Here is a 25451-nt window from a genome sequence, read left to right as displayed (position 1 = left end):
CGCTCAACGCCTTCATCAAGAGCGCGTCATCCCGGACGGAGCGCAGCGGAGATCCGGGAACCATTCCGTAGCCTGCCCGGAAAAGGTTCCGGAATGCATCCCGGGTCTCCCTTTGGTCGCCCGGGATCACTGGCTGTCGCCTGAACCGCGAACGGCGCCCTTTCGGGGCGCCGCGCGTGCCGTGTTCGAGTAGTCCGGAGGCCGTGTCGCCTCAGAACTCCTCCCATCCCGAATCGCTGGCGCGTCCGCCACCGCCATTGGCGACCTTGCGCGGGGCGGGGGTGGAGCGGGACTGGACGAAGGCCGCTTCGGCGAGCTGGCGCAGCCGCTCCGGCTCGCCGGAGGTCGCGGCGGCGACGGGACCGGGCCGCGCGGCCCGGACCGGCGCCTTCGCCCGTGCCGCCGCGGCCGGCTGGGCGTAGGTCCCCTGGCCGGAAGCCTCGCGGCCGGTGCGGAAGGTCGCGACCAGCGCGTTGAGCTGCTCGATCCGGCCGGACAGCGAGCCGGCCGAGGCCGCGCTCTGCTCGGAGAGCGCCGCGTTCTGCTGGGTCATCTCGTCGAGATGGGCGACGGCCTGGCTCATCTCGTCGATGCCGTTGGCCTGCTCGCCCGAGGCGGCCGAGATGTCGGCGATGGTGGCCGCCACCTTCTGCGAGGCTTCGAGGATGCGCGCGAGCTGGTCGCCGGCCTGGCGCACCAGCTTCACGCCCTCGCCGACCTCGGCGTTGGACGAAGAGATCAGCCCGGAGATGTCCTTGGCCGCCTCGCCGGAACGCTGCGCCAGGGTCCGCACCTCGCTGGCCACCACCGCGAAGCCCTTGCCGGCCTCGCCGGCGCGCGCCGCCTCGACCGCGGCGTTGAGCGCGAGCAGGTTGGTCTGGAAGGCGATGTCGTCGATCACGCGGATGATGTCGGAGATCTTCTGCGAGGCGGTCTCGATCCTTGCCATGGCGTCGACCGCCTGGCCGGCGATGGCGCCGCCGTTCTGGGCCGCCTGCATCGCCTCGTCGGCGATCCTTGCGGCATCCTTCGAGGCCTGGGCCGAGGCCTTGACCGAGGCTGCGAGCTCCTCGGTCGTGGCCGCGGTCTCCTCCAGCGAGGAGGCCTGCTCCTCGGTGCGCTTCGACAGGTCGTCGGCGCCCATGTTGATCTCCCGCGCGGCCAGCCCGACATCCGCCGAGGTCGTCTGGATCGTCGCCACCGTGTCCGACAGACGGTCGACCGTCTCGTTGATCGCGCCCTTCAGATCGGCGAAGCGGCCGCGATAGGCCGTCTCGACACGGTTCGTCAGGTCGCCGCCCGCAATCGCCGACAAAGCCTCCGCGAACTCCGTCGTCGCGCCATCGACAACCGCGTTGATCTCGTTGATGCCCTCGACGAGTTCCTTCAGGGGGCCTTCCATGCCGCCGACCTGCGCCTGGCCGGAGAAATTACCCTCGCGCGCATCGGCGACGATGGTGGCGACCTCGCCCAGCAGCTTCTGGACATGGGCGGCCTGTTCGGCATCGGCGAGCATGGCGAGCTCGCGGTCGCGCCGGTTCTGTTCGAGGGCGAGCGCATTCTCGCGATAGATCTCGAGCGCGCCGCTCAGCGCGCCGATCTCGTCCGGCGAAGGAGCTGCCGGGATGGCCTGGGCAAAATTGCCCTGCTGCATCTCGTCCAGCGCCGATTTCAGCGAGACCAGCGGCCGTGCGATCCGGCGCTGCATGCCGCGCAGGCTCATGATGCAGATCGCAAGCAGCACAGCCAGCAGCGTGCCGACGATTCCGAGCCTGACCCAGGCGGCAGTGAGCTTGTCGTCGGTCCGCACCACCATGTCGTCGAGAGACTGGGTGACGGCGGCGACGATCGCGGTGAACGGGCCGTTGCACTGCTTCGTCCACTCCTCCGCCGCGATGACGGGGCCGGAACCCTGGCCGAGCTTGCCGATCAGCTCGTCCATCTTGCGATTGGAGGCCGCGACCTCGCCGGACATCACGCCGACCTTGCGGGCGAGTTCGCTGCCGACTCCGGGGCGCGAGGCGAGCTGCTTCAGCGTCTCGCCGGCGGCGTTGGAGACGCCGCGCAATTCGCCGAGCTTGCGGACCTGCGCGGTCTCCAGCGCCTTGCCGGAGCCGAAGGGCGGACGCAGCACCGAGCACTGGGTGCCGTAGTTCGAGCGGACGTCCCAGCCGGCCGACTTGAAGCCTTGCAGATCGGCGAGAATCGGATCGGCGAGGCGCGCGGCGCTCGACGTCCCGTCCGAGGCCTTGACGATCGCGGCCTCGATCCCGCCGATGCCGTTATACCAGGGCATGGTCGCGGCAAGGCTGCGCTGGGCCTTGGGTTTGGCGGCCTCGGCATAGAGATCGGCCATCTTGGCGTCGGTGAGCTTCTGCTGCTCCAGAATGCCGGCGATCAGCTCCTTGCGGCCCGGCAGGTCGGTCTTGTCGAGCTGGGCGATCGCGTTGGCGATGCGGCTGCGGTTGCTCTCCTCGATCTGCTTCAGCGTCACGGCCGGATCGTCGGCGACCTGAATACTGGTCTGCGCCTGCCCGCGCGCGGTACGGATCGCGTTGCCCGTGAGCAGCAGGGCCTTGTCGGCCTGGACCAGTTCGGCCAGCCGCATGTTGCTGCTCACGTCCGAAATGGACTGCTGAGCCATGTAGCCCAACGCGCCGATACCGGGCACGCAAAGGCAGGCCATCGTGGCGACGAGATAGTTCTGGATCGACGAAGGGAAGAATTTCACGGCGGGGCTCGGGCGTGATAGGCGGCGATAAGGCGGTGACGGAGGCCGGGAGGCAGGCCGCAGCCTGTCCTCGTCCTGCCGTTTTATTGCCGATTTGATTAAGATTGCGCTTAGAGCCTCCAACCCGGCCCGGCGTCGAAACCCCGCCGGGCTCGACTAGAGGCTCCTGGGCCACGCCGCCGCTTGCCATCCGGGGCCTTGGCAGGCACGAAAGGGCGATGCACCGCCGTCTCGTCTTCGCGGAACCGGTTTCGCGCGCCGCCATCTGGAGCCGGCGGCTGGCCTGGTTTGCCTGCGCGGTACTGCTTCTGTCGCTGCTGCTGGTCCGGTTGCGCGAGCCCAGCGTCGAAAGGCTGGCGCCGGTCGCCGGAGCCTATGTCCTCGTGCTGGCGGCGCTCGGCCTCGCCGTCATCGCCTTCATCCGCATCTGGCAGTCCGGTCATCGCGGCGTCGGCAAGGCCGCCGGCGCGATGCTGCTCTCGCTCATCCTGCTCGCACCGGCCGGCTATGTCGCCGTGCGGCTGGTAACCCGGCCGGCCCTGGCCGATGTCTCGACCGATATCGACGATCCACCCGCCTTCAGCCGCTCCCAGGCCGCGCTGACCGCCCGCGCCGGCCGGGTCCCGCCGGACGTGCCGGCCGAGCGCCGGCGCCTGCAGCGGCGGGCCTACCCCAAGGCGGTGCCGATCCTGCTCGAACTGCCGGCGGAGGCGGCCTTCGACCTCGCCAGGCGCGCGGCTTTGGGTCTCGGGTGGCAGGTGCTGGAGGCGGCGCGCCCGGGAGGGCGCAGCGGCGCCGGGCGGGTCGAGGCCGTCGCGCGGGGCCGCCTCCTGCATTTTTCGGAGGACATCACCATCCGCATCCGGCCGCGCGTCGACGGCAGCCGCATCGATATCCGCTCGGCCTCGCGCCTCGGCAGCCACGATCTCGGCGCCAATGCCGCACGCGTCGCGGCCTTCGCCGACGAGATCGAGCTGCTTGTGGAGAACCGGTGAGCCGGCTGCGTCAGGCGAGCCTGTAGCGGCTGGCGAGGGCGGGAATCGCGTCGCTCGACCGGACGGTGCCGCGCAGGACGAGGTCTTCGAGCTGGGCCAGAACCGAAAGCGCGGCGGCTCCATGCAGGGCCGGCGCCAGGCCCTGATAGATCGCCGGAACCATCGCGGCGATGGTCTCGTCGCCCGCGGCGAGCCGGTTCAGGATCGCGGCCTCGCGCTGGCGGCGATGCTGGACGAGGCCGCGCAGGAAGCGCTGCGGCTCGGTCACCGGGCCGCCATGGCCCGGCCAGTAGCGGGCATGCTCGAGCCCGCGCAGCTTCTCGATCGAGGCCATATAGGCCGCCATCGAGCCGTCGGGCGGGGCGACGACCGAAGTTGACCAGGCCATGACATGGTCGCCGGAGAACAGCGTCTCCTCCTCGGCCAGCGTGAAGGCGAGGTGATTGGCGGTGTGGCCGGGCGTCGCGACGGCGGCGAGGTTCCAGCCGGGACCGGAGACGGCGTCGCCGTCGCGCATTTCCGCGTCCGGCACGAAATCGTTATCGGCGGCGGCATCGAGCACGCGGCACTCGCCCGGCCCGAGCTCGCGCGACGGGCGATGCGGCCCGCAGCCCACCACCAGGGCGCCGGTCGCTGCTTTCAGCGCGGGAACAGCCGGCGAGTGGTCGCGATGCGTGTGGGTGACGACGATATGGCTGACCGTCTCGCCGCGGACCGCCGCCAGCAGGCGCTCGACATGGCCGGGGTCGTCGGGGCCGGGATCGATAATCGCGACCGTGCCGCGGCCGACGATATAGGAGCAGGTGCCCGTGAAGGTCATCGGCCCGCCATTGCCGGCGATGATCCGGCGCACCAGCGGCGACAGGCTCGCGACCGTGCCGGCTTCCGTCGTCACGCTGCGGTCGAATGCGATCTCGTCGCTCGTCACGGGCGAGGCGGCGCTAGCTGGTCGACTTGTCGCCGCAGCTTTTGGCGGGCCCGAACAGCGGGCTGAAATTGCCGCATTTGTCGCAACCGGACAGGAACACGGCCAGTCCGAGGATGCCGGCAAGGAGGGTGATGCGCTTCATGGCCCCGACCGTTCGATTCGATGCGGCGGCATTCTAGACATTGTTGGTGCGAGGCGACAGGGGCGCGCTCAAAGCCTGAGATCGGCGAGCCAGCCCAGGATGCAGATCGCCGAGAGGGCGATCAGGGCGAGCGTGGCTTTCGCATCGGTCGGGCAGTCGCGCAGCATGGTCGCCTCCGTTTCGGATGCGGCGCAATAGGCATGCCATCTGACGGTTAGGTGACGTTTTCCCGGCCTAGGCAAATGCCATGAACGGAAAAGGCCCGTGAGGGCCACTTTTCGTCGTCTTGAACATATCGGGAAATTTTGGTCGGAGTGGCAGGATTTGAACCTGCGACCCCCTCGTCCCGAACGAGGTGCTCTACCAGGCTGAGCCACACTCCGATCCGCTGGTGGCCGGCTTATAGCCAGCACGCGGCCCGGGCGCAACAGGCTCTTTGCGGGTTGTGGAGGAATTCTTGCGGCGCGGGAGGGGCACGGCCGCTTGACGGTTGCGCGTCGGGCCGCCGCGTTCTAGAAGGCGCCGCATATTGGGGCGTCGCCAAGCGGTAAGGCAGCGGTTTTTGGTACCGCCATGCGGAGGTTCGAATCCTCCCGCCCCAGCCAGGCCTTTCCATCCTCGCTGATAGGGCCCCGTTTCGGTGACGTTGCGGCGGTTTCGCGTGTTGAACGGATTCTGCGAGAGAGGAAGAGCAGGCGCTCTTTGACGCGCGCACCGCGCCCTTGCCAGATTGAGGGCCCGAACGGCGTCGCAACGCATCGCGGCTGCATCCGGTCGACGGCCATTATGAACGGAAGCCGACAATCCACTTCATGAACCGTTGGCAGATTGGCGCGTTTAATGCGGGCAGCACAAGGAGAACATGGATGCGCAAATTCCTCACGTTTGCCGCTCTGGGCATCGGGCTGTCGCTGGCGGCGCCGGCTGTGGCCTCGGACGAGCTGCCGGCCGCGACGGCGCAGCAACTGGACAAGCAGGCCGTTGAATACACATGGTCGGCCGCTGCCGAGCGGCGCCACATGATCATGCGCGAAACGATGCGGCAGCAGCGGCATGGCCGTCGTGGCTATGGCTACGGCCCCCGTCCCGGCTATGGCCCGGGCTATGGCTACGGTCCGCGCCGCGGCTACGGCCCGCCGCCCGGCTACTATCGCCGCCACCGCGGCTGGTGAGCCTTTCAGCGATTGCCTCACCGATTGATCGGCAGCCCGGAAACGGGCCGTTTTTCGCATGAGGCGCCTCATGGAGGCGCGGCGGCATCGAGCCGGTCCGCCTCTGTCGCGTTTACGATGAATTAAGCATCCTGTTAACGTTGCGTCATATTCCCGCTAAGCCGGTTCCGTCAGTGGTGGGGGCGGAGATGATCGTGACGGGTTCGATGGCCGCCGGCCGCTCCGAAGGGGAGCGGCGGGGCGAGCGCGGCATGATGGTCGTGCTCGCGCTGTTTCTGGGAGTAATCCAGATCGGCTGGCTTGGCCTGCTCCTATGGTTGATCCACCAGGTCGTCGGCGCGATCTGATCCTTCCCGGAAGCCCGGATCGGGGAGCCGTGTCGCGCTGTCATGCCGGCGCAGGACGTCGTGCTCCTGCCGGACGATCTCGCCGACCTGCAGGAAATGCCCGGCCAGGGGATTCGTCTTGCGCCAGACCAGGCCGATGCTGCGTCGTGGCCTCGGTTTCGCCAGCCGGGCGATGCCGACCTCCACGGCCGCGGTCTCGGCCGCGACCGCCATCTCCGGGATCAGCGTCACGCCCATGCCGGCGCCGACCATCCGCACCAGCGTGGCCAGCGAGCTGCCTTCCATCGGGTCCTGCGCCAGGCCGGAAGCCATGTTGCAGAAGGCCAGCGCCTGGTCGCGGAAGCAGTGACCTTCCTCCAGCAGCAGCAGGCGCATCGTGCGCAGGCTCTCCACGCTGGGCGGCGGCTTGTGCCTGTCGGAGAGGGCGCGCACCAGGACGAACTCCTCGTCGAACAGCGGATGATCCTGCAGGGAGGGTTCGGAGGCGGGCAGGGCCATCACCGCGACATCGAGACTGCCGTTGATGAGGTCTTCCGTCAGCTTGCCCGTTACCGCTTCGCGCGGACGCAGGTCGACCGCCGGGAAGCGTTCCGCCAGCCGCCGGATCACCGCCGGCAGGAGATAGGGCGCGACCGTCGGGATCATGCCGATGCGCAGGCGGCCGCCCAGCGTCGGGCTGGAGGCTCGCGCCAGATCGGCCAGTTCGTCGACCGAGCGCAGGATCTGCCCAGCCCGTCCGGCAAAGGCTTCGCCCAGGCTGGTCAACCGGATCTGCCTGCGGTCGCGCTCGACCAGTTGTGCGCCGATGAGGTCTTCCAGGTCCTTGATCTGCAGTGAAAGAGCGGGCTGGCTGATGGCGCAGGCATCCGCCGCGCGGCCGAAATGGCGGTGCTGGGCCAGGGCCGCGAAATAGCGGAGGTGCTTGATCGACAGCATTTGAAAAAATTATCGTACTGATTTGAAAATTCAAGTTCTCATTATGGTAGCTTTTCCCTAGAACCATTCGAATGGAATGGCGCGGCATCGGCTTCGGGCGGATGCGGGAGGCGCCGCCTTCCGGCGCGAGGCGTCAGGCGCCTGCCGGAAAGACCGGATCAGCAGGCTCCGAAGGGGGATATCATGGACGGCAGCGACGTGAAGAAGGCCGGCAAGTGCCCGGTCATGCATGGCGGAATGACCCAGACCGGTGGCTCCGTCACGAGCTGGTGGCCGAACGCCCTGAACCTGGATATCCTCCATCAGCAGGACAGCAAGACCAATCCGCTCGGCAAGGACTTCAATTATCGCGAGGAGCTGAAGAAGCTCGACGTCGCGGCGCTGAAGAACGACCTGCGCGCGCTGATGACCGACAGCCAGGACTGGTGGCCGGCCGACTGGGGCAGCTATGTCGGCACCATGGCCCGCATGACCTGGCATGCCGCCGGCACCTATCGCATCTCTGACGGCCGCGGTGGCGCCGGCACCGGCAACCAGCGCTTCGCCCCGCTGAACTCCTGGCCGGACAACGCGAATACCGACAAGCCGCGCCGCCTGCTCTGGCCGATCAAGAAGAAATACGGCAACCGCGTGAGCTGGGCCGATCTGATCGCGCTCGCCGGCACGATCGCCTATGAGGTCGCGGGCCTGAAGACCTTCGGCTTCGCCTTCGGCCGCGAGGACATCTGGCACCCCGAGAAGGACATCTACTGGGGCGAGGAGAAGGAGTGGCTGGCGCCGAGCGACAACCGCTACGGCGACGTCGCCGATGCCAAGACGCTGGCGAACCCGCTGGCTGCCGTCCAGATGGGCCTGATCTACGTCAATCCGGAAGGCGTGAACGGCAAGCCCGACCCGCTGAAGACTGCCGCGATGATGCGCGAGACCTTCGCGCGCATGGCGATGAACGACGAGGAGACCGTCGCTCTGACCGCCGGCGGCCACACCATCGGCAAGAGCCATGGCAATGGCGACGCGGCCAATCTCAGCCCGGCGCCGGAAGGCGGCTCGATCGAGGACCAGGGCCTCGGCTGGATGAACCGGAAGGGCCGCGGCATCGGCCGCGACCAGGTCGTCAGCGGCATCGAGGGCGCCTGGACCACCCATCCGACGCGCTGGGACAACGGCTTCTTCGAGATGCTGCTCGGCCATGACTGGGAGCTGCGCAAGTCGCCGGCCGGTGCCTGGCAGTACGAGCCGGTCTCGATCGCCGACGCCGACAAGCCGGTCGATGTCGAGGACGCCTCGATCCGCCACAACCCGATGATGACCGACGCCGACATGGCCCTGAAGGTCGATCCCGCCTACCGCGCGATCTCGGAGCGCTTCCTCAACGATTTCGATGCGTTCTCGGAGGCCTTCGCTCGCGCCTGGTTCAAGCTGACCCATCGCGATCTCGGCCCGAAATCGCGCTATTTCGGCCCGGACGTCCCGTCCGAAGAGCTGATCTGGCAGGATCCGGTTCCAGCCGGCCGCGTCGGCTACGATGTCGCCGCGCTCAAGGCGAAGATCGCCGCCAGCGGCCTCTCGACCGCCGATCTGGTCTCGACGGCCTGGGACAGCGCCCGCACCTTCCGCGGCTCGGACAAGCGCGGCGGCAGCAACGGCGCCCGCATCCGCCTCGCCCCCCAGAAGGACTGGGCCGGCAACGAGCCGGCGCGTCTCGCGAAGGTTCTCGCTGTCCTGGAGCCGATCGCGGCGGCAAGCGGCGCGAGCGTCGCCGACGTGATCGTGCTCGCCGGCAATGTCGGCGTCGAGCAGGCGGCCAAGGCCTCCGGCTTCGACGTGACCGTCCCGTTCGCCCCGGGCCGTGGCGATGCCACCGACGCGCAGACCGATGCCGATTCCTTCGCGCCGCTGGAACCGCTCGCCGACGGCTTCCGCAACTGGCAGAAGGAAGCCTATGTCGTCACCGGCGAGGAGATGCTGCTCGACCGGGCCCAGCTCCTCGGCCTGACGGCGGCGGAGATGACCGTGCTGCTCGGCGGCATGCGCGTGCTCGGCACCAACCATGGCGGCACGAAGCATGGCGTGTTCACCGACCGCGTCGGTGCTCTGACCAGCGACTTCTTCGTCAACCTCACCGACATGGCCAATAGCTGGGTGCCGACCGCGAACGGCCTCTACGAGATCCGCGACCGCAAGACCGGCGCGGTGAAGTGGACCGCAACCCGCGTCGACCTCGTCTTCGGCTCGAACTCGATGCTGCGCGCCTATGCCGAGGTCTATGCCCAGGACGACAATGCCCGCAAGTTCGTCGACGATTTCGTCGCGGCCTGGGCCAAGGTGATGAACGCCGATCGCGCCGACGCGGCCTGATCCGTCCATCGCGAGCCTTGCTCTGCCACAAGCCCCGCCGGCCCAGCCGGCGGGGCTTTTCGTTGGGATGGCGCGTCCGGCGAGGCTTGGAGCCGCCCCGTCGCTGCGATAGACAGGGCCATTCGCTGCGGAGGGCTTGGTCCTTGCGTATCATCGTCGAGCGTGCGCTGCGCCAGAATTGGGAGCGCCTGTTCTCCTATGCGCTGCGCCTGAGCGGCAGCCGCGACGGCGCAGCCGATCTGCTGCAATCCTGCGCGACCAAGGCGCTTGCCGCCGCGCCGCCGGAGGAAGACGAGCGCGTCCGGGCCTGGCTCTTCGCGATACTCCGCAATATCTGGATCGACGAGCATCGCCGCGGCGAGACCGGCGCAGCCATCGCCGAGGAGACGCTCGAGGACGAGCAATGGCGCCATGACGACCGGGTGATCGCGGTCATCACCGTCCGCCAGGCGCTGGAGCGTCTCGATCAGCCCTATCGCGAGGTGATCGAACTGGTCGATCTCGCCGGCTTCCGCTATGGCGAGGCGGCGGATATCCTGGCCGTGCCGGTGGGAACCGTGATGAGCCGCCTCAGCCGGGCGCGGCTTTTGCTTCTGAATGCGATCGAGGGCGGGAGCGTCCGTCCCTTCGCCGCGCTGCAGCGCAAACGAGCCAGCGATTAAGTGACTGAACGCGACATCCTCTCCTGGACCACGCTCAACGCCTATGTCGACGGCGAGCTGGAGCCCGATCAAGCCGCCAAGGTCGCGGCGGCGCTCGCTCATGATCGCGAGGCCGCGGCGCAGGTCGCGACGCTGACGAAGCTGCGCGCGACGGTCAAAGCGGCATCGCCCATGCCGGCGCCGCCGCCCTTCATGTTGCCGCAGGTCCGCCCGCGCGTCGCGCGCTGGCTGCCCTGGGCTGTGGCGGCCTGTCTCGTTCTGATCGTCGGTGCTGCCTCTTTCGGTCTCAGCTACCGGCAGTCGCCCGGCTCGTCGCTTTCGGCTGCCGTCGCCGCGCATCAGCTTTGGCTCGCGCAGGCCACGCCCGGCGAGGCGCCGCGCCTCGGCGTCGAGCTTGCCGGTGCCGATGCCGGAGCCTTGCCGGACCTGTCCCTTGCTTCGCTGCGCCTGGTGCATCTCTCGCTCGATCCGGCGGGGCGCCGTGGCGGCGGCATGCTCGCCGGCTATGTCGGACCGAACGGCTGCCGCGTCGGCCTGTGGATCGCCCCGGTCGAGGCGGCGCTGCCGCTGCAGCCGGCGGTGCAGGATCGCGACGGCCTGTTGGTCCGCGCCTGGCGCGATGAGCGCGCGAGCTACGCGCTGCTCGGGCGCGGCATCGATCCGGCCCGCATCGACGGCATCGCCACACTCGTCGCCCGGATCACGCGGGACGAGCCCGGCACTCCGCGCGAGCAGGTCGCGGCGCGCAGCGTCGGCCCCGCCTGTCTCGGCTGAGATATTTTTCTCTCGGCTTGGAATAAATCGAAGCCCTGAAGCGTCGTCTCCAGTGAGGAATATGTCCTCGGGAGAAACGCCATGCTCAACGAAGCAGACCTGCGCGAGGGCGCAGCCGATACCGATGCCGTGCCTGCTGCCGGCGCCACCGATACCCCCCGTACATCGCGGCGCCTTCTGCTCGGCGGCAGCCTTGCCGCGCTGGGCTTGGCTGTCGGCGGTCTGCCGCGCCTGTCCCCGATCTCGTCCGCCGCCGCGCAAGGCGCCACGGCCGCCGCGCCGGCCAAGGGGCCGCAGCCCTTCGACTATCCCGGCAAGGACAAGGGCCTGGCCCTGCTCGGCGACCGCCCGCTCGTCGCCGAGACGCCCGAGAACCTGCTCGACGACGACACCACGCCGATCTCGAAATTCTTCATCCGCAACAACGGCCAGATTCCGGAACCGATCAAGGATGTCGATGCCTGGCAGCTCAGGATCGAGGGCGAGGTCGAGAAGCCGTTGACCCTGACGGTGAAGGAGCTGAAATCCCGCTTCAAGCCGCAGACCTTCCGCATGGTGCTGGAATGCGGCGGCAATGGCCGCTCCTTCTATTCCCCGGCGGCGCGCGGCAACCAATGGACCAATGGCGGCGCCGGCTGCGCCGAATGGACCGGCGTGCGCCTGGCCGACGTGCTGAAGGCGGCGGGCCTCAAGGCCTCCGCCAAGTTCACCGGTCATTTCGGCGCCGATCCGCATCTCTCGGGCGATACCACCAAGAACGCGATCTCGCGGGGCATGCCGATCGAGAAGGCGCTGGAGCCGCATTGCCTGATCGTCTGGGGGATGAATGGCGAGCCGCTTCCCCATATCCATGGCGGCCCGCTGCGCCTCGTCGTGCCGGGCTGGCCGGCCTCGCTTTCGTCGAAATGGCTGAACCGCATCCTCGTCCGCGCGACGCCGCATGACGGGCAGGGCATGGGCGGCACCTCCTATCGCGTGCCCACCGTCCCGCTCGTTCCCGGCTCGAATGCCGACGGCAAGACCAATTTCACCGACCTGACCTCGATGCCGGTGCGCTCGATCATCAGCGCGCCCGCCAACGGCACGCGCCTGCCGGCGGCGACCCGCGAGGTCGCGCTGCGCGGCGCGGCCTGGGCCGGCGACCACACCGTCGCGAAGGTCGAGGTCTCCTTCGATGCCGGCCAGCGCTGGCACGCCATGACGCTCGCCAAGCCGAGGAACCGCTACGACTGGGTGCGCTGGACCGGCAAGGTCAAGCTGCCGAGCGAGGGCTATTTCGAGCTCTGGGTCCGCGCGACCGATTCCCGCGGCGTCGGCCAGCCGCATGTGGCGACGAACTGGAACCCGCAGGGCTACGGCTCCAACCCGCTCCATCGCATCGCCATCATGGTGGGCTGACGATGGTGCTCGCGCAATCGCTTCGGATGGCCGCTCTCGCGGCCCTCCTCCTCGCCCCCTCCGCCGGCTTCGCCCAGGAGGAGACCGCCGAGACGCTGCCGGACTTTCCCGGCCGCGACGAGACCTTCGGCTACTGCATCGGCTGCCATTCGATGAAGGTCGTCGGCCGGCAGGGCATGGATCGCGCCCGCTGGGACGAGACCCTCGACTGGATGACCGAGAAGCACAGCATGCCGGAGCCTGATCCGGAGACGCGCAAGACCCTGCTCGACTATCTCGCGCAGGCCTTCCCCCCGAAAACGCCGGCGAAAAGCGGCGGCTGGGTCAGCCCCTTCGCTCCCAAGCAATAGGATTCCCTCGACATGAAGTTCGTAATCCTTGCGGGCGCCGCCCTGCTCGCGGCCGGCACTCAGCCCGCCCGCGCCCAGGATGCCGCCGCCGGCGAGAGGGTCTATGCCCAGTGCCGTGCCTGCCATCAGGTCGGCGAGACCGCCAAGAACCTCGTCGGTCCCGCCCTCAACGGCGTCATCGGGCAGAAGGCCGGCGCGCGCGACGGCTACAGCTACAGCGCGGCGATGAAGGATTCCGGCCTCACCTGGAACGAGGCGACCTTCGCCGAATACATCCAGAACCCGCGCGGCAAGGTGCCGGGCACCAAGATGATCTATGCCGGCCTGAAAGACGAGAAGCGCATCGCCGACCTGCTCGCCTATCTCAAGCAGTTCGACGCCGCCGGCAAGAAGGCACCGTAGCAGTGACATCTCAGGAGGCGTTTGAACAACTGAAGCCCTCATCCTGAGGAGCCGCGTAGCGGCGTCTCGAAGGATGCTCCAGATGGTTCCGGAGCCTCCTGAAACATCCTTCGAGACGCCATCCCTATCGGGATGGCTCCTCAGGATGAGGACTGAAGGATAATCAAACCGACCTCTCAGGCCATCACCAGCCCGCCATCGACATGGAGCACTTGGCCCGTGACGAAGCGGCTCCAGTCGCTGGCGAGGAAGAGCACGGGGCCGGCGACATCCTCCGGGGTCGCGATGCGGCGCAGTGGCGTCTGCGCGATCAGCATCTCGCGGACCTCCTCCGGCGTATCCGCGCTCGCCTGCGTCGGATAGACCAGCCCCGGCGCAACGCAGTTCACGCGGATGCCGAGCGGGCCGAGCTCGGCGGCGAGATTGCGGCTGAAGCCGACGAGCGCTGCCTTCGCCGTGGTGTAGTCGTGATAGGGAATGCTCGGCCGCGTCACCAGATCGCTGGCGAGATTGACGATGCTCGCGCCGCTGCGGCGCTGGAGCAGCGGCAGCATCGCGCGGCTGACCGTATAGGCCGCCTTCACCGCGCCCTCGAACTGCTGCTCGTAAGACTCCCAAGGCGTTTCCCAGAAGCGCGCGCGGTTGTCCGGATCGAAGCGATAGGGCGCGAAGGCGTTATTGACGACGACGTCGAGCCGGCCGACCTCATCGGCGATGCGCGTCGCCATCGTGGTAACCGCTTCAGGCGAAGTGACATCGGCCGTGATGGCGAGCGCCTCGCCGCCGAGGGCGCGGCATTCCGCAACGACCGCCTCGGCCGCCGCTTCGTTCGTCCGGTAGTTGACGACGACGATCCCGCCCTCGGCCGCGAAAGCCTTCGCGATCGCCGCCCCGATGCCGCGGCTCGCGCCGGTGACGAGGATGGCCCGGTCGCGGAAGCTCACGGTGCGCCATCCTTCGGCGGGATCAGGTCGCTCTTCACGACGGCCTTCATGTCGATCTGGCGGGTGATCAGGCCGAGGCTGCGGAACGTGTCGGCGCCCTTCTGCAGGGCGTCGAGATCGAAGCGGCCGAGCCCCTCGCGCTCCGTCGTCGGCGAGATGCTCGATGCATTGCGCAGCTTGATAATCGCGAGATTGACCGCCTCGTCGCGGCCGTTGATCGCGCGGGTGACGGCGATGCGCGCGGCTTCTTCGGGCTTCGCGATCATCCAGGCGGCGGAATCGCGATAGGCGGCGAGGAAGCGCTTCAGCAGCGGCTTGTTCTGCTCGTAATAGCTTTCCTTCACCACGAAGATGTCGCTCGGCAGGTTGAGTTGGTCGCGAACCTCGATGACGTTGGCCTCGCCCAGTCCCTTGGCGCGGGCGACGAGCAGCCCGGTATCGGTCGCGGCGGTGGCGTCGACCTGGCCCTGCATCAGCGGCGCGAAATTGAGCAGGCCGGTCGGCTGGATCTGCACGTCCTTCTCGCTCAGGCCGACCTGATGCAGCAGCACGAGCAGGTTCTGGTAGGTGCCGCTGGCCAGGCTGTAGACGCCGATGCGCTTGCCCTTGAGATCGGCGGCCGTGCGGATGCCGTTGCTCTTCAGCGCGACCACGTTGAAGACGTTCTGCGGATAGATGTTGTAGATCGCGACGAGCTTCTCGCCCTTGTCGAGCGCGAGATAGAGTGCGGCCGGGTCGGTGAAGGCGATATCGGCCTGCCCGGCGAGCATGTTCTGCAGGGCCGCGCCGCCGCCAGTGCCGGGCACATAATCGAGCGCGATGCCCTTCGCCTTGAAGAAGCCCTTGTCGGGCTCGGCCAGCAGGTTGGTGATCTCGCTGATCGGCTGGCTCCAGCCGGCGACGGTGATCTTGTCGAGCGATTGCGCCGTCGCGGGGGCTGAGACGAGGCAGGAGAGGGCGAGCATCAGGAAGGCGCGCAGCGCGGACATGGGAATCTAGCCTTTCGAGAAACGGTGAAGGACGCGGCGCTCGATCAGGCGCACGGCCTCGTAGAGCAGCATTCCAAGGGCGGTGATGACGATGAAGAGCGCGAAGATCAGGCTCGAATCCATCACGCTCTGCGCGGCGATGATCGAGGCGCCGAGCCCGATCCGCCCGCCGATGAACTCGCCGACCACGGCGCCGACCAGCGCCAGCACGACGGCGACGCGCAGGCCCGCCATGATGACCGGCAGTGCCGCCGGCAGCTTGAGGCGCAGCAAGGTCTTGAGGCGGCCGGCGCCGAGCATGCGGAAGAGTTCGCGGCGGGAGGCATCGACCTCGCTGATCCCGGTCAGCGTATTCTCCATCAGCGGGAAGAAGCAGATCAGTGCGGTGATGACGACGGTCGGCGTCATGCCGAAGCCAAACCAGATGATGAAGAGCGGCCCGAGCGCGAGCTTGGGCACGAGCTGGCTCGCCAGCACATAGGGCCGCAGCAGGCGGCTGAGCGCCGGGAACTCCGCCAACAGGATACCGACACCGAGCCCGACGACGGCGCCGATGCCGAGACCCAGCACCATCTCGGTGACGGTCATCGCCAGATGCGGCCAGAGCCTGCCGGTCGCGATCTCGCTCCACAGCGTCGTAAGCACGGCGGACGGTGGCGGCAGGACGAGCGGCGACAGGCCGCCGAGCCGGCACCAGGCTTCCCAGCCGGCGAGCAGCGCGAAGAGCAGCAGGAGCGAGGGCAGACGGGCCATCATGCCGCCGGCCTCCGGCTGGCTATGGCCGCGTCATCCATGGCGTCGCGCAAGCCGCGGCAGGCGGCGATAAAGCCAGGCGCATAGCGCATGTCGCGATGACGCGGACGGGCCAGTTCGATCCGGCGCACATGCGTGACTTGCCCGGCCGCCATCACCGCGACGGTGTCGGCGAGATAGACGGCCTCGCCGATATCATGCGTGACGAAAAGTGCGGTCGTGCCGTTGAGTGCGCAGAGCCGCAGCAGATCGTCCTGCAATTCCTCGCGCGTCAGGGCGTCGAGCGCCGCGAAAGGCTCGTCGAGCAGCAGCAGGTCGGGATTGCCGATCAGCGCGCGGGCAACGGCGACACGGCTCTGCTGGCCGCCGGACAGCTCGACCGGCCGGCGCATGGCGAAATCGGCGAGGCCGACACGCTCCAGCAGGTCGATCGCGGCATCCTTGTCGGCGATGGTCGGGCGCCGCTTCAGCGAGATCGGCAGCAGGACATTGTCGCGCGCGTTCAGCCAGTCGAGCAGGGTCGGCGCCTGGAAGACGAAGCCGGCGCGCGGGCTCGGCCCGTGCAGCGTCTCGCCGCCGATGCGGATCGCGCCTTCGCTTGGCATCAGCAGGCCGGCGGCGAGCTTGAGCAGGGTGGTCTTGCCGCAGCCGCTGCGGCCGAGCAGGCAATGGATATCGCCGCGCGGGATCGACCATTCGGCCGCATCGACGACGGCAGGGCCGGTCGCGTCATAGCGGTAGCTCGCGCGCTCGATCGTGACGAAGCCGGGCTTGTGCGGTTCAGTCGACATAGGGCGCGAACCCCTCTGCCGCAGCTTCGGCGGATTGCTCGATCTCGGTGAAGGTGACGAGATCGAGGAGGCTGAAGCGCCCGTCGTGATGCCAGCCGGCCTCCGGCGCGGTCATGCGGCCGAGCGGGGCGATGCGGCTGACTCCGATCGCGCCCAGTTGCTCGGAAAGCCGGAACAGCCGTTCGGGCGACGCGGCGATGCCGGCCGTCTGGAGGAAGCTGCGATAGGGCGCGACGAGGGCGGCGACATCGTCGAGGCTTTCGACCGCGACGAGCTTGAGCGTGCGGTTCAGCCCGGTCGGGCTCAGGGCTTCCGGTGCTTCGACATGGACGACGCTCCAATTGTCGGATGCTTCGCCAAGAAGCTCCGCGGCGCCGTCCATCGCGCGCGTCTCCTGCGCGCCACGCCACGCCGCGATCGACGTCGCCTCGCCCGACGAGAGCGCGCGGCGCGGATGGCGCGCGGCGAGGGCGGCGAGTTCCTGCGCGACGTAGCGGGCGAACTCGGCAGGGCTGACCTTTCCGCCGCGCTCGACGAAAAGCATCTGCGGCGAATAGCAGCCCTGCTGCTCGTAACGCACGACATCATGGGCTGCGAGCCGGGCAAGCACCGGCGCCTTGCGGCTGTCGAGCGTCTCGCGCGCGATCACGCCGAAGCCGATCTTGTGGCCATGCGGCAGGAAGCGCGTGGTGATCGGGAGCTTCGCGCGCAACGACGTCAGCGTCTCGTTGCCGCCATAGGCCATGATCGTATCGGCCGCGCGCAGGAAGACCGGCTCGGCCGCCGCCTCGCCGCCCTTCCACCAGGTGATGGCGAGGCATTCGCCGATCTTGGGATCGATCTCTGCCAGCAGGCTCGCGAACCAGCCGGCGGTCAGAGGCTCGGCCGAGGCGAGCTTGCCGATGCTGCCCGCTTTGACCAGCAGGCCGCAGATCAGGCTCCAGAGCGACAGCGCCGGGACATTGCCGGCCCAGACATGCAGCAGAAGCTCCGGGCCATGAGCGTGCAGGGAACCACCCTTGGGCGTCGGCTGGAAACCGTCGAGCACGCCGGGATTGCCGAAATCCTCGGCCAGAAAACGCAGGAGCTGCGGCTTGCGGAAGGTCTTGAGATAGCCGGTGAGGCCGAGCCGGACCGTCTCGCGGTCATAGCCGGTGACGATCGGCAGCAGGTGTTCCGCCTTGCGCCGCAGCGGATGCTCACGGTCGAGCAGGCGTGCAATGGCGGCGTCGATCGCATCGACGATGCGCGCCGTCTCCATCCGCTTCAATCGGGCGCGAGCGTTGTCGCGCACATGCGCGCAGAGCGTCGCGGCCTGCGCTTCGTCGAGCTCGGGCAGCGCGATGGTAGCGTTTTCGCCCCAGGCGCTGTGGCTGACCTCGCGCCAGCGCAGCGCTTCGCGATTCAGGCCCGGCAGATGGCCCGCATGCTCGACCACGTCATCAGCCTCGCGCTGCTGCGAGGAATTCGGCGACGGCGACCGAACAGCCCTTCGAGGCCTCGCCGTCGACGCGGCCGAGCAACCTGAATCCGCCGGGCACGATTTCGCCGGCATCCTCGGTCAGGATCGCCGCGACGCAGTTGAAATGAGCGAGGTCGTGATGGACGATCACGCCGCGCTGGCCTTCGGGCAGGTCGGCGCCGGTCAGCGGATCGACGACGCGGCTGCGAATCCAGTGCGGCCCCGACTTCACCGACGGGCAGACGGCATTGCCGTCGTCATAGAGCTGCGAGCTCAGCTCGGTCATCCCGTACATGTTGATGCAAGACGCGCGCGGCACGCCGAAGGCCGCGGAAAGACCGTCGTAAAACTCGTCGGGCCCGAGTTCGCGCGACTGGCCCTTGAAGCCGCCGGTGTCGAGGATACGGCTGCCTTCCGGCAGGACGAAGCTCCGGCCGCTCTCGGCGAGCGCATCCAGCACGGGAACGAAAGAGTAGCTCGCGCCGAGCAGGGCATAGGGCTCGCCGCTCGTCTCGGCCTGCTCCAGCGCCGACAGAAGACCGTCCAGGTCGAGTCCGGCAGCATCGATGAAGGCCTGGGAATCCGCCGTGCCGCATTCGCGTTTGGCGAGCGAGAGATAGGTGGCGAGCGAGGAATTGGGCAGCTCGGCCTCGTCGGGGAAGAGGATGCCCATGCGGATGCGCTCGCCGCCCTGCATGAAGCGCGCGCGGAAATTGACCAGCATCGAGCGCTTCCAGACGTCGAGCGTCGGGTGATAGCTGCGGCCGCGGATGCCCTGCGTCGTGCCGCTGGTCATGAAGACGCGCTCGGCCGCTTCCGGCGGGCTGCAGCTCAGCGTCAGGTCCTTGAAGGCGGTGATCGGCACGGCGGGAATATCGCGCCAGCGCCGGACCGAGAGCGGCGTGCGCCCGCGCTGCAGGCAGAAGCGCTTATAGGGCTCGTTGTTGCGGAACTGATAGGCGAAAACCTGGAGCGCCATCGCCTCGAATTCGGCGTCCGACGCGTCGGGAAGCGCGATGAATGCCTTGAGCGCCGCGATGATCTCGGCTTGCGTCACTTGAAGCTCGCTCCGTTCGGACGCGCGCGGGCAAGCCGGGAGCGTCGATCGCTGGAGGATCATGAGCGCAAGCTGGAATCAGGGCCTGTGACGGCCGCATGTCCCGCATCCCTACGCCGGTATGATCCGGATCAGGTTCGGAGGGTCACCGCGTTGCCAGGCTCGAAAGCCCTGCCGGCGGAATCTCAGCCTCCTAGCGAGGCCCCCCTGGGAACGGATGCAGATGACGAGCGGCAGGCCCCGCTGTCAAGCGATAACGCAGCCGGGCGGGTATCCGAGCGAACCAGGACGTCAGCCGGCGATGTCCCGTGCCATGCGCATGAGATACTGTCCGTAATCGCCCTTGGCGAGCTTTTCGCCGAGGGCGGTAAGCTGCGCGGCCGATATCCAGCCCTGTCGCGCCGCGATCTCCTCCGGGCAGGCGATGCGCAGACCCTGGCGGCTTTCGAGCGTGCGCACGAACTCGCCCGCTTCCAGCAGGCTGTCGGGCGTGCCGGTATCGAGCCAGGCGAAGCCGCGGCCCATCGATTCCACCGAGAGCTGGCCGCGTTCGAGATAGATCCGGTTGACGTCGGTGATCTCGAGCTCGCCGCGGGCCGAGGGCTTCAGCGAGCGGGCGATCTCCACGACCTCGGCATCGTAGAAATACAGGCCCGTGACGGCCCAGTTCGATTGCGGGACCTTCGGCTTCTCCTCGATCGAGATCGCCTTGCCTGACGCATCGAAGGCGACGACGCCGTACCGCTCGGGATCACGGACATGATAGGCGAAGACGGTCGCGCCCGTCGTCCGGGCCGTTGCGCGGGCCATCATCCCCGGCAGGCTGTGGCCGTAATAGAGGTTGTCGCCGAGGATCAGGGCCGACGGCTCGCCCGCGACGAAATCGGCGCCGATATGATAGGCCTGCGCCAGTCCGCCGGGATGCGGCTGCTCGGCATAGGTGAGATCCATGCCCCAGTCGGAGCCGTCGCCGAGCAGGCGCTTGAAATGCGGCAGGTCGTGCGGTGTCGAGATGATCAGCACCTCGCGGATGCCGGCGAGCATCAGCGTCGAGAGCGGGTAGTAGATCATCGGCTTGTCGTAGACGGGCAGCAACTGCTTCGACATCGCCAGCGTCATCGGGTGCAGCCGCGTGCCCGAGCCGCCGGCCAGGATGATCCCCTTCATGGTTGCTGGTCCTTGCCTTGATCCTTGAGAAGCCGTGCGACGCAAGCTTGAAGCGAGCTCCGCCATTCGGGCAACTGAACGCCATGGGCAAGTGCTAGCTTGCTGCAATCGAGCCGGGAATTGGCGGGCCGGCGCGCGGGCGTCGGATAATCCGCGGTTGCGATGCGCCTGACCCGTATCGGCTCGCCACCCAGCCGCTGACGTTCCGCGAAGATCGCCTCGGCGACATCGGCCCAGACGGCTTCGCCCGTCGCGCTCATGTGGAACACGCCGCGCAGGCAAGCCTCGTCCCTCCGACCCGTCAGGTTGCGCGCGACGGTGAAGATCGCATCGGCGATATCGAGTGCGCTGGTCGGGCAGCCCGCCTGGTCGGCGACGACCCCGACCTCGTCGCGCGTCTCGGCGAGATGCAGCATCGTCTTGACGAAGTTCTTGCCGAACGGGCTGTAGATCCAGGCGGTGCGCAGGATGGCGTGGTTGTCGGTCGCGGCCGCGACCGCCTGCTCGCCGGCAAGCTTGCTGGCGCCATAGGCCAAGATCGGGCCGGTCGCATCATCCTCGCGATAGGGCCGGTCGAGCCCGCCGTCGAAGACATAGTCGGTCGAGAGCTGGATCATGGGAATGCCGAGCGCCGCCGCGGCGCGCGCCGCCTCGCCGGCGGCCTCGCCATTGACCCGCATGGCCAGCTCCGGCTCGCTCTCGGCCTGGTCCACGGCGGTATAGGCGGCGGTGTTGACGATGACGTCGGGCCTCGCCGAGCGCAGGGCCGGCGCGACCGTCTTCGGAACCGCGAGATCGAGGTCGGGCCGGCGCAGCGCGATGACCTCGACGCCGACCGGCACGCGCTCCAGCATGGCGCAGACGACCTGGCCGGTCCAACCGGTGACGGCGATACGCAATGTCATCAGTCGAAATAGCGCAGCATCTCGGCGAGACGCGGATGCTTGCGGTCCTTGTCGGAGAGGGTGAGGCCGGAGAGCGGCAGGCGCCAGTCGATGCCCAGAGCCGGGTCGTCGAAGGCAAGCCCGTGGTCGTTCTCGGGCGCGTAGGGCGCGGTGACCTTGTAGATGACCTCGGTATCCGGCTCCAGCGTGACGAAGCCATGGGCGAAGCCGACGGGGACCAGGAGCTGCTTCCAGTTCTCGGCTGAGAGTTCGACCGCGACATGTTTCCCGAAAGTCGGGGACGAGCTGCGGATATCGACGGCGACGTCGAGGATGCGCCCGCGCGTGACCCGCACCAGCTTGTCCTGCGCGAAAGGCGGGGACTGGAAATGGAGGCCGCGCAACGTGCCGACCGGACCGGACAGTGACTGGTTGTCCTGGACGAAGTCGAGATCGAGCCGGGCTTCCGCGAAGGCCTTGCGGCTCCAGGTCTCCGAGAAGAAGCCGCGAGGGTCGCCGTGCTTCTTCGGCGTGACGATCTTGACGGCCGGGATCGCCGTTTCCTCGACGCTCAGCATGTCTTTCCCCGTTCAGGCCGCGCCGAGGCGTTCGCCGCGATAGACACCGGAGCGGATATCGCCCCACCATGCGGGATTGGCGAGATACCATTCGACGGTGCGGCGCAGGCCCGTCTCGAAGGTTTCCCTCGGCTTCCAGCCGAGCTCGCGGCCGATCTTGCCGGCATCGATCGCATAGCGCGCATCATGTCCCGGCCGGTCGGTGACGTAAGCTATCAGGCGCTCGCGCGAACCTTTCGGATCGGGCCTGAGCTCGTCGAGCAGGGCGCAGATGGTCTTCACCACCTCGATATTGGTCTTCTCGTTGTGACCGCCGATATTGTAGCTCTCGCCCAGCTTGCCGTTGGTCGCGACGGTCAGCAGTGCGTCGGCATGGTCGTCGACATAGAGCCAGTCGCGCACGTTGAGCCCGTTGCCGTAGACCGGCAGCTTCTTGCCCTCCAGCGCATTGATGATCATCAGCGGGATCAACTTCTCGGGGAAGTGATAGGGCCCGTAATTGTTCGAGCAATTGGTCATCACCACCGGCAGGCCATAGGTGTGATGCCAGGCCCGCACGAGATGGTCAGACGCCGCCTTGGAGGCCGAATAGGGCGAGTTCGGCTGATAGGCGGTATCCTCGCGGAAGAAGCCGTCCGCCCCCAGCGAGCCGAAGACCTCGTCGGTCGAGATATGGTGGAAGCGGAAGCGCGCCTTGCGCTCCTCCGGCAATGCCCGGAAATGGCGCAGCGCTTCCTGCAGCAGGGTGAACGAGCCGACGACATTGGTCTCGATGAAGGCGGCCGGCCCGTCGATCGAGCGGTCGACATGGCTTTCGGCGGCAAGATGCATCACGATATCGGGCTGGAAATCGGCGAAGATCGCCTTCATCCTCTCGCCGTCGCCAATATCGGCCTGCTCGAACCGGTAGCGGTTGCTGCGCGCGACCGGTGCCAGCGAGGCGAGATTGCCGGCATAGGTCAGCTTGTCGACGACGCAAACCTCATGCTCCGTCTCGCCGATCAGCTTGCGCACCACGGCCGAGCCGATGAACCCGGCGCCGCCGGTCACGAGAAATCTCAAGGGCATGAAGAGCGATCCTGGCGACGATCGAGAAGGCGGGACGAGAAAGCGGACCAGGCCCGCATAACTGAATCGGCGGTTCTGACCGTCGGCCTCAACGCATATCCCCCTTCACAAAGCGGCCCTATCATGAACCGCTTTCGTGCGACAGCGAAACGCCCGAACCGCGGCCAAACAAAGGCCCCTTATGGTTAGAGGCCCATGCTCTCGGTGCGGGAGACGCGGTCGTTGCGGCGCCTAAGCGCGTTCCAGGGCGACCGCGATGCCCTGGCCGACACCGATGCACATGGTGGCGAGCGCCCGGCGCTTGCCGGTCAGCGAGAGTTCGAGCGCCGCCGTGCCGGTGATGCGGGCGCCGGACATGCCGAGCGGGTGGCCCAGCGCGATCGCGCCGCCATTCGGGTTCACATGCGCGCCGTCCTCGGCGATGCCGAGTTCGCGCAGCACGGCGATGCCCTGGCTGGCGAAGGCTTCATTCAGCTCGACCACGTCGAAATCGGCGGGCTTGAGGCCGAGGCGCTCGCAGAGCTTGCGCGTCGCCGGGATCGGTCCGAGACCCATGATGCGGGGCGCGATGCCGCCGGTCGCGCCGCCGAGCACGCGCGCGATCGGCGTCAGCCCGTATTTCGCAGCCGCCTTCTCGGAAGCGATGATCAGCGCCGCCGCGCCGTCATTGACGCCCGAGGCATTGCCGGCGGTGACGGTGCCGCCTTCCTTGCGGAACGGCGTACCGAGCTTGGCGAGCTTCTCCAGCGTCGTGTCCCCGCGCGGATGCTCGTCGATCTCGACGCGGATGGGATCGCCCTTGCGCTGCGGGATCAGGACCGGGACGATCTCCTTGGCGAGGCGGCCGTTCTGCTGGGCCGCGACCGCCTTCTGCTGCGAGCGCAAGGCGAAGGCGTCCTGATCGGCCCGGCTGACATGGCAGTCGGCGGCGACGTTCTCGCCGGTCTCGGGCATGGAATCGATGCCGTACTGCGCCTTCATCAGCGGGTTGACGAAGCGCCAGCCGATCGTGGTGTCGTGGATCTCGGCGTGGCGGGAGAAGGCGCTGTCGGCCTTGGGCAGGACGAAGGGGGCGCGCGACATGCTTTCGACGCCGCCGGCAATCATCAGTTCGGCCTCGCCGGCCTTGATCGCGCGGGCGGCGGCGATGACCGCATCCATGCCGGAGCCGCAGAGCCGGTTGATCGTCGTGCCCGGCACTTCCTTGGGCAGGCCGGCGAGCAGCAGCGCCATGCGCGCGACATTGCGGTTGTCCTCGCCCGCCTGGTTGGCGCAGCCGAAGATCACGTCGTCGACGGCGCCGAAATCGACTTTCGGATTGCGTTCGACCAGCGCCTTCAGCGGCACCGCGCCGAGATCGTCAGCCCGGACAGACGACAGCGAGCCGCCGAAGCGGCCGATGGGCGTGCGGACATAGGCGCAGATGAAGGCTTCGGTCATGTCGTCAAGTCCTGTCTCGAAGGCGCTGCCGGTCGGCTCAGATACGATAGAATTCCCGATACCAGGCGACGAAGCGAGCGATTCCTGTCTCGATCGGCGTATCCGGCCGGAAATCGACGCTGGCGGTCAGGTCGGCCACGTCGGCATAGGTCGCCGGCACGTCCCCGGGCTGGGCGGGCAAGTGCCGCTTGATTGCCTTGCGGCCGCAGGCCTCCTCGATCGCCGTGATGAAACGGTCGAGACGCACCGGCGTATGGTTGCCGATATTGTAGATGCGCCACGGAGCCGTCGACGTCGCCGGGTCGGCCGGCGCGTTCGTTCGCGCATTTGTCCGGGGAGGCTTTCCTGCCAGCCGCACGATCGCCTCGCGGATATCGTCGACATAGGTGAAGTCGCGGCTCATCGTAGCTTCGTCATAGACGTCGATGGGCCGGCCTTCGAGGATCGCCTTGGTGAACTTGAAATAGGCCATGTCCGGCCTGCCCCAGGGGCCGTAGACCGTGAAGAAGCGCAGGCCCGTCGCGGGGATTCCGTAGAGATGCGAATAGGAATGCGCCATCAGTTCATTGGCGCGCTTGGTCGCCGCATAGAGCGAGACCGGATGGTCGGCCCCGTCATGCTCGCTGAACGGCACCTTGGCATTGGCGCCGTAGACAGAGCTCGACGAGGCGTAGACGAGGTGGTCGACGGGATTGTGCCGGCAGGCTTCGAGGATCGACAGGAAGCCGTCGAGATTGGATGCGGCGTAGGCGCGCGGGTTCTCGAGCGAGTAGCGCACGCCGGCCTGCGCCGCGAGATGAATCACGACCTGCGGACGGAACGTTGCGAAGGCCGCCTGCACCGCATCGTATTCGGCGATGTCGATCGGCTCGAAGGAGAAGCCGTTGCGGGCGACGAGCCGGTCGAGCCGGGCCTGCTTGAGGGCGGGATCGTAATAGGGCGTGAGGTTGTCGATGCCGAGAACCTCGACGCCCTTGTCGAGCAGCGCTTGCGTCACATGGAATCCGACGAAGCCGGCCGCACCGGTCAGAAGCACGCGTTCGAACGAGGTGGCCTGATCCACGTGATGTCCCTGCTGAAGGCGGCGGCAGCCGACGGAGTCGCTGCGGTGTCAGATTGATGC

At 67.9% G+C, this 25451-nt stretch carries 25 protein-coding genes, 2 tRNA genes and 1 riboswitch; of the genes, 10 read left to right on the top strand and 17 right to left on the bottom strand.

Features of this window, described 5'->3' with window-relative positions:
- Positions 1 to 211: 211 nt before the first annotated feature.
- On the bottom strand, positions 212 to 2731 hold the full coding sequence (locus tag OCUBac02_RS20755; protein WP_173048318.1) for a methyl-accepting chemotaxis protein: 2520 nt from the start codon (positions 2729 to 2731) through the stop codon (positions 212 to 214).
- A gap of 218 nt (positions 2732 to 2949) precedes the next feature.
- Here OCUBac02_RS20755 and OCUBac02_RS20750 point away from each other — a divergent pair, with 218 nt between their 5' ends.
- On the top strand, positions 2950 to 3726 hold the full coding sequence (locus OCUBac02_RS20750) for a DUF1499 domain-containing protein (protein WP_173048316.1): 777 nt from the start codon (positions 2950 to 2952) through the stop codon (positions 3724 to 3726).
- 10 nt (positions 3727 to 3736) lie between these two features.
- On the opposite strand, the gene OCUBac02_RS20745 is transcribed toward OCUBac02_RS20750, so the two are convergent.
- The 3 genes from OCUBac02_RS20745 to OCUBac02_RS20740 form a co-directional block, all read right to left on the bottom strand.
- On the bottom strand, positions 3737 to 4654 hold the full coding sequence (locus OCUBac02_RS20745; RefSeq protein ID WP_244639006.1) for an MBL fold metallo-hydrolase: 918 nt from the start codon (positions 4652 to 4654) through the stop codon (positions 3737 to 3739).
- A gap of 13 nt (positions 4655 to 4667) precedes the next feature.
- Positions 4668 to 4796: a hypothetical protein gene (locus OCUBac02_RS27540; protein ID WP_280528831.1), complete on the bottom strand. Its 129-nt coding sequence runs from the start codon at positions 4794 to 4796 to the stop codon at positions 4668 to 4670.
- Between the two features lie 306 nt (positions 4797 to 5102).
- Positions 5103 to 5179 (bottom strand) — tRNA-Pro (locus OCUBac02_RS20740).
- Between the two features lie 147 nt (positions 5180 to 5326).
- Here OCUBac02_RS20740 and OCUBac02_RS20735 point away from each other — a divergent pair.
- From OCUBac02_RS20735 to OCUBac02_RS20725, 3 genes are all read left to right on the top strand, one after another.
- Positions 5327 to 5401 (top strand) — tRNA-Gln (locus OCUBac02_RS20735).
- Positions 5402 to 5662: 261 nt separating this feature from the next.
- Entirely contained in the window at positions 5663 to 5968 is a 306-nt protein-coding gene (locus tag OCUBac02_RS20730; RefSeq protein WP_173042965.1) for a hypothetical protein, read from the top strand.
- Between the two features lie 194 nt (positions 5969 to 6162).
- Positions 6163 to 6315: a hypothetical protein gene (locus tag OCUBac02_RS20725; RefSeq protein ID WP_156134864.1), complete on the top strand. Its 153-nt coding sequence runs from the start codon at positions 6163 to 6165 to the stop codon at positions 6313 to 6315.
- Here the strand turns inward: OCUBac02_RS20725 and OCUBac02_RS20720 are convergent.
- Positions 6280 to 7251 (bottom strand): hydrogen peroxide-inducible genes activator, encoded by a 972-nt coding sequence (locus OCUBac02_RS20720; protein WP_173048314.1) that lies wholly within the window; start codon positions 7249 to 7251, stop codon positions 6280 to 6282. The genes OCUBac02_RS20725 and OCUBac02_RS20720 overlap by 36 nt on opposite strands.
- Before the next feature lie 183 nt (positions 7252 to 7434).
- Between OCUBac02_RS20720 and katG the strand changes: the two genes are divergently transcribed.
- The 6 genes from katG to OCUBac02_RS20690 all read left to right on the top strand — a co-directional run bounded on the left by katG (position 7435) and on the right by OCUBac02_RS20690 (position 13195).
- Positions 7435 to 9609 (top strand): catalase/peroxidase HPI, encoded by a 2175-nt coding sequence (katG, locus tag OCUBac02_RS20715; protein ID WP_173048312.1) that lies wholly within the window; start codon positions 7435 to 7437, stop codon positions 9607 to 9609.
- A gap of 143 nt (positions 9610 to 9752) precedes the next feature.
- Positions 9753 to 10271 (top strand): RNA polymerase sigma factor, encoded by a 519-nt coding sequence (locus OCUBac02_RS20710; protein WP_173048310.1) that lies wholly within the window; start codon positions 9753 to 9755, stop codon positions 10269 to 10271.
- On the top strand, positions 10272 to 11045 hold the full coding sequence (locus OCUBac02_RS20705; protein WP_173048308.1) for an anti-sigma factor: 774 nt from the start codon (positions 10272 to 10274) through the stop codon (positions 11043 to 11045).
- A gap of 81 nt (positions 11046 to 11126) precedes the next feature.
- Positions 11127 to 12443, top strand: coding sequence for a sulfite oxidase (locus OCUBac02_RS20700; RefSeq protein ID WP_173048306.1), 1317 nt, complete (start codon positions 11127 to 11129; stop codon positions 12441 to 12443).
- Between the two features lie 26 nt (positions 12444 to 12469).
- Positions 12470 to 12793, top strand: a complete 324-nt coding sequence (locus OCUBac02_RS20695; RefSeq protein ID WP_173048304.1) for a hypothetical protein — start codon at positions 12470 to 12472, stop codon at positions 12791 to 12793.
- Positions 12794 to 12805: 12 nt separating this feature from the next.
- Entirely contained in the window at positions 12806 to 13195 is a 390-nt protein-coding gene (locus OCUBac02_RS20690; RefSeq protein ID WP_173048302.1) for a c-type cytochrome, read from the top strand.
- 176 nt (positions 13196 to 13371) lie between these two features.
- Here OCUBac02_RS20690 and OCUBac02_RS20685 read toward each other — a convergent pair whose 3' ends face one another.
- The 12 genes from OCUBac02_RS20685 to OCUBac02_RS20630 all read right to left on the bottom strand — a co-directional run bounded on the left by OCUBac02_RS20685 (position 13372) and on the right by OCUBac02_RS20630 (position 25391).
- Positions 13372 to 14139, bottom strand: coding sequence for an SDR family oxidoreductase (locus OCUBac02_RS20685; protein ID WP_173048300.1), 768 nt, complete (start codon positions 14137 to 14139; stop codon positions 13372 to 13374).
- On the bottom strand, positions 14136 to 15128 hold the full coding sequence (locus OCUBac02_RS20680; RefSeq protein WP_173048298.1) for an ABC transporter substrate-binding protein: 993 nt from the start codon (positions 15126 to 15128) through the stop codon (positions 14136 to 14138). The genes OCUBac02_RS20685 and OCUBac02_RS20680 overlap by 4 nt, the downstream gene beginning before the upstream one ends.
- A gap of 6 nt (positions 15129 to 15134) precedes the next feature.
- Positions 15135 to 15884, bottom strand: coding sequence for an ABC transporter permease (locus OCUBac02_RS20675; RefSeq protein WP_197933286.1), 750 nt, complete (start codon positions 15882 to 15884; stop codon positions 15135 to 15137).
- The gene (locus tag OCUBac02_RS20670) at positions 15881 to 16672 is read right to left on the bottom strand and encodes an ABC transporter ATP-binding protein (protein WP_173048296.1); all 792 of its coding nucleotides are present in this window, start codon (positions 16670 to 16672) and stop codon (positions 15881 to 15883) included. Before OCUBac02_RS20670 ends, OCUBac02_RS20675 begins: the two co-directional genes overlap by 4 nt.
- Positions 16662 to 18110, bottom strand: a complete 1449-nt coding sequence (locus tag OCUBac02_RS20665) for an acyl-CoA reductase (protein ID WP_197933285.1) — start codon at positions 18108 to 18110, stop codon at positions 16662 to 16664. The genes OCUBac02_RS20670 and OCUBac02_RS20665 overlap by 11 nt, the downstream gene beginning before the upstream one ends.
- Before the next feature lie 4 nt (positions 18111 to 18114).
- Positions 18115 to 19191: a LuxE/PaaK family acyltransferase gene (locus OCUBac02_RS20660; RefSeq protein ID WP_197933284.1), complete on the bottom strand. Its 1077-nt coding sequence runs from the start codon at positions 19189 to 19191 to the stop codon at positions 18115 to 18117.
- A gap of 90 nt (positions 19192 to 19281) precedes the next feature.
- Positions 19282 to 19410, bottom strand: a riboswitch (TPP riboswitch).
- Between the two features lie 72 nt (positions 19411 to 19482).
- Positions 19483 to 20358, bottom strand: coding sequence for a glucose-1-phosphate thymidylyltransferase RfbA (gene rfbA / locus OCUBac02_RS20655; protein ID WP_173048289.1), 876 nt, complete (start codon positions 20356 to 20358; stop codon positions 19483 to 19485).
- Entirely contained in the window at positions 20355 to 21263 is a 909-nt protein-coding gene (rfbD, locus tag OCUBac02_RS20650; RefSeq protein WP_173048287.1) for a dTDP-4-dehydrorhamnose reductase, read from the bottom strand. The genes rfbA and rfbD overlap by 4 nt, the downstream gene beginning before the upstream one ends.
- Positions 21263 to 21820, bottom strand: a complete 558-nt coding sequence (rfbC, locus tag OCUBac02_RS20645) for a dTDP-4-dehydrorhamnose 3,5-epimerase (protein WP_173048285.1) — start codon at positions 21818 to 21820, stop codon at positions 21263 to 21265. The genes rfbD and rfbC overlap by 1 nt, the downstream gene beginning before the upstream one ends.
- A gap of 12 nt (positions 21821 to 21832) precedes the next feature.
- Positions 21833 to 22888 (bottom strand): dTDP-glucose 4,6-dehydratase, encoded by a 1056-nt coding sequence (gene rfbB, locus OCUBac02_RS20640; protein ID WP_173048283.1) that lies wholly within the window; start codon positions 22886 to 22888, stop codon positions 21833 to 21835.
- Between the two features lie 231 nt (positions 22889 to 23119).
- On the bottom strand, positions 23120 to 24328 hold the full coding sequence (gene pcaF, locus OCUBac02_RS20635) for a 3-oxoadipyl-CoA thiolase (protein ID WP_173048281.1): 1209 nt from the start codon (positions 24326 to 24328) through the stop codon (positions 23120 to 23122).
- Between the two features lie 37 nt (positions 24329 to 24365).
- Positions 24366 to 25391 carry an NAD-dependent epimerase gene (locus OCUBac02_RS20630; protein WP_173048279.1) on the bottom strand — a complete coding sequence of 342 codons (1026 nt, stop codon included), beginning with the start codon at positions 25389 to 25391 and terminating at the stop codon, positions 24366 to 24368.
- Positions 25392 to 25451: the final 60 nt, after the last annotated feature.

It is taken from the genome of Bosea sp. ANAM02 (assembly GCF_011764485.1).
Lineage (GTDB): Bacteria > Pseudomonadota > Alphaproteobacteria > Rhizobiales > Beijerinckiaceae > Allobosea.
Note: the sequence above shows the minus strand (reverse complement) of the source record. Positions and strands in the feature narration are given on the sequence as shown.